At 54.1% G+C, this 3,150-nt stretch carries 3 protein-coding genes; all 3 read right to left on the reverse strand.

Going from position 1 to position 3,150, the window contains the following annotated elements; translation table 11 throughout:
• Positions 1-214 precede the first annotated feature (214 nt).
• Positions 215-634 carry a hypothetical protein gene (locus D588_RS27735; protein WP_157836434.1) on the reverse strand — a complete coding sequence of 140 codons (420 nt, stop codon included), beginning with the start codon at positions 632-634 and terminating at the stop codon, positions 215-217.
• The gene (locus D588_RS27740; protein ID WP_157836435.1) at positions 631-2,271 is read right to left on the reverse strand and encodes a hypothetical protein; all 1,641 of its coding nucleotides are present in this window, start codon (positions 2,269-2,271) and stop codon (positions 631-633) included. Before D588_RS27740 ends, D588_RS27735 begins: the two co-directional genes overlap by 4 nt.
• A gap of 15 nt (positions 2,272-2,286) precedes the next feature.
• A partial coding sequence (locus D588_RS26100; RefSeq protein ID WP_198526735.1) for a hemagglutinin repeat-containing protein occupies positions 2,287-3,150 on the reverse strand: 864 nt, incomplete at its 5' end.

The following is a 3,150-nucleotide window of genomic DNA, read 5'->3' on the forward strand; positions in this document are numbered from 1 at the left end:
GGCTCTGGTCGGTGACGGTGCGGCTGTCGCCCAGCACCTCTAAAGCACTGCGCTACCCAAAACAGAGAAGACATCGATAGCAGCGTGAATGCACGAGCATTGAAAACTGGACTTTTCAGTCCTTCAAGACCTAAAGCAATCAAAACGAAGATAAATACACCAATTTATATTTTAATCAGCCACACTTGGATCTGTTTCTTGTACAGACACATTCCTAGTCTGCGACAGTTACATCAAATATGCCATCGCCATTCTTTATTTCGTAAGCATGTCTAATTGATCCATCTGGATAATATATGAGATAACGCCCCGTGGCGATCTCAGTATCCATAATGTAGTCCCCAATTACCACCTCTGTTTCTAGAGCAATAGAAATGCGAGATGCGAACTCGCCTAATGCTTTTCCAGATAAATCAACGCAAGAAATGCCATTAATTAATGTCTTGTAACCAATTCTAGAATATACAAACTCAAGCCCAACTGAAACCTCCTGTTCCTCCAGGGAAAGAGAAAAAAAGGACTCATATTCGACCGTGTATTTTACTCCCCTACCTATGCAGGCCGGTATCACGGCAGCCAAGTCCGTAAAAATGAATTTTTCTTTCAGGGAAATTTCAAAAAGGGAAATGCTCATTTCTTACTCCCAAATAGTTCAACAAGCTTTTCTTCAGAAAATTCATCAACTCCTTTGTTTCCAGATTTCAAAAGGGCCTCCAAACGCTTGAGTGCATTGTTTTGCAAACCGCCGCTTTTTATCATCTCTTTGTAAACCCCAAACTCTGCTTGCGATAATTGAATTAATCCTGGGCCGCTCTTAGGAAATACTGTAGAGCTTCCCGGATGAGTTCCGTACACGCGCCCAGATGAAGTTAAGACATCACCATTTTCAAGCAATTTCGCTTTACCTGCACTAATCTCATCAATATCAATCTGAAGATTTACGTCTCCCTTGGCGACAGTCTTAGCGACAGTACGATTTCCAGCGCCGAACCTAGTGTCCTCTGTTATCGTATTAACGCTGTGGGCATCTGACACTTTAACCGGATCCGAAGGAACAAACTTTACGTCGGACTTTAAAGCCTGCGTAAGTAGTTCTTCACTTCCATAGATCTCTCCTGCAGGCCCCTGGATAACATTTTCACCATCATTGCTTACTAGCCGACGGTATCCTTCGGGCAGCCCCCCTGTCTCATTCGCGGCGGCTCCTCCCGACTTCAACCTGCTATAGCCAGGAGGCACCTCAGGGAAGCCAGCCAAACCAGAGGTATCGATTTCATTGCCTCTGGGCACATCCACCACGCTGTTAGGGTTGGGCGCCTCTGGCTTCAACAACGGTACTTCAGTGAGTACATTTCCCGCAGTGCCGGTCGTTGCAGTCTCCTTCACCACCAAAGGCAGCACGGAATCAGAAGCGCCCTTGGTTGAATTCAACGCTTCCTTAATGATCGTGACAGCCTTGCCGGCAACGATTCCACCCAACTCACCGACCTTGGACAGCACCACGGCCCCGGCGACCGCACTGAGAGCGCCCTTCGCATCGCCCGTCGCCAGCTTGTGCGTTACATCCGCGACGAACCCGACATCGCCAGTGAAGGTCGTCCCGATGGCCCATGCGTCTCGGTTCAAGACGCCATGGACATAGTCATCGGTCCAGCCAGCATCCGTGCGGTTCAGCGCCTGCAGCAAGTGGCGCTGGTCATCCTGACTCGTTGCGGTGCGCAGCACTGCGCCGTACACCTGATCAAGCGCTGGTGTGCCACGCAAGGCGTCGGCGAACATCGAGTGATCGTTGTACTGGGCCCAGTCGGCGCCAAAGTCTGTGTAATTGCCCTTGGTCTGTGTGATTGATGACAGGAAACTTTGTGCATTTCCGTCCTGGGCGACTAGTCCCCCCATACCTAGGATGCTGTCCCAACGGCTGTCCGTTTGACGCATGGCCTGGACGATCAGGCGCTGCCGCGCGGCTTCCACCTGTTGTGGTGTGCATGCGTCGCCACATTCCATCGCTGCGAACGTGGCAGCATTGGCATTGATCTTCTTCAGCTCGTCCGGATGCAGCTGCCGGTTGAAGTTCTCTCCATCCACTGCAACGCCGGCGCCAGTCTCGCCGCCGGCGACACCGCCGACCAACGCGCTGACCAGGTTCTGCACAAGCTTCGATTCACCTTCGGTAAGCGGGCGCGCAAGTTCCGCGGCGCCTGCACCTAGCGCGCCTTGCATCGCATTTCCGCCACCAAGGCTCGCAGCGATCGCACCCGCGACGGCGTGCATCAGTGTCTTACCGGTTCAGCCGTCTTTCCAGAGATCGTTTTGCTCCTGGTACTCCGCCATGGTGGCTTTGGCAGTGTCCAGGTTCTGCTGGATTAGGGCGCGCTGCTCCGGAGTCAGATTGTCACGCTTCAATTGCCTTTCAGCGCCATCGGCAACGAGTGCGGCGTCCTTGTATTTGCTGGTCAGCGCGTCTCCAATCGCTCCAACCGTGCGGAAGCCAACCTCCCCCGCGACCTTGGCCATCTCCATTTGATCTTGGACTTTACGTTCGTCGAAGATCTGCTTCAGACCGGACTGCTGCAGCTCAGTCGCTTTACGATCCAGGTTTGCGACCGCCGAGTCGTCTTCGTTGCGAACTTCGATCGACCCTGCGGAGACGCTGCTCTTGGTGACGCTGGTGGTGCTGCCGTTCTGACCTCCAGCCAGACTCAGGGCGGCTCCAAGCGCTGCCTTCGTCGCACTGGACGCCATGTCCGAGCTGACTCCGACGCTGCTGGCTTTGTACTCCGCCTTGTTCTGCACGTCCTCGACAGTCAGGCTATTGGTGGTCAGGCGGTTTATCTCGGCATCGGCGGTGCTGGCGATGGCGCCACCGATCAGGTGCGTGTCGCCGCCAACGGCAACGTCAAACCCACCGTTACCAGCCTGGATTCCACTCTGCTCCTTGACGCTGGTGTAGCTGCTGTCGATCTTCTGCTGACTGTAATAGCCGCTGGCGTTGCCCCCGGTGCTATAGCCGTAGACCAATTGCACGCCTGCCTGCTGCTGCTTGCTCTTGTAGTCGTTGGTATCCTGCTCGCTCTGGATCAGCAGGTCGCCGCCGACCTTGGCCAGCACGGTGTCGCCGATCGCCTGCGCACCCTTGATCGTGGTGTCGTT

Source organism: Xanthomonas sp. SHU 308, assembly GCF_000364645.1.
GTDB lineage: Bacteria > Pseudomonadota > Gammaproteobacteria > Xanthomonadales > Xanthomonadaceae > Xanthomonas_A > Xanthomonas_A sontii.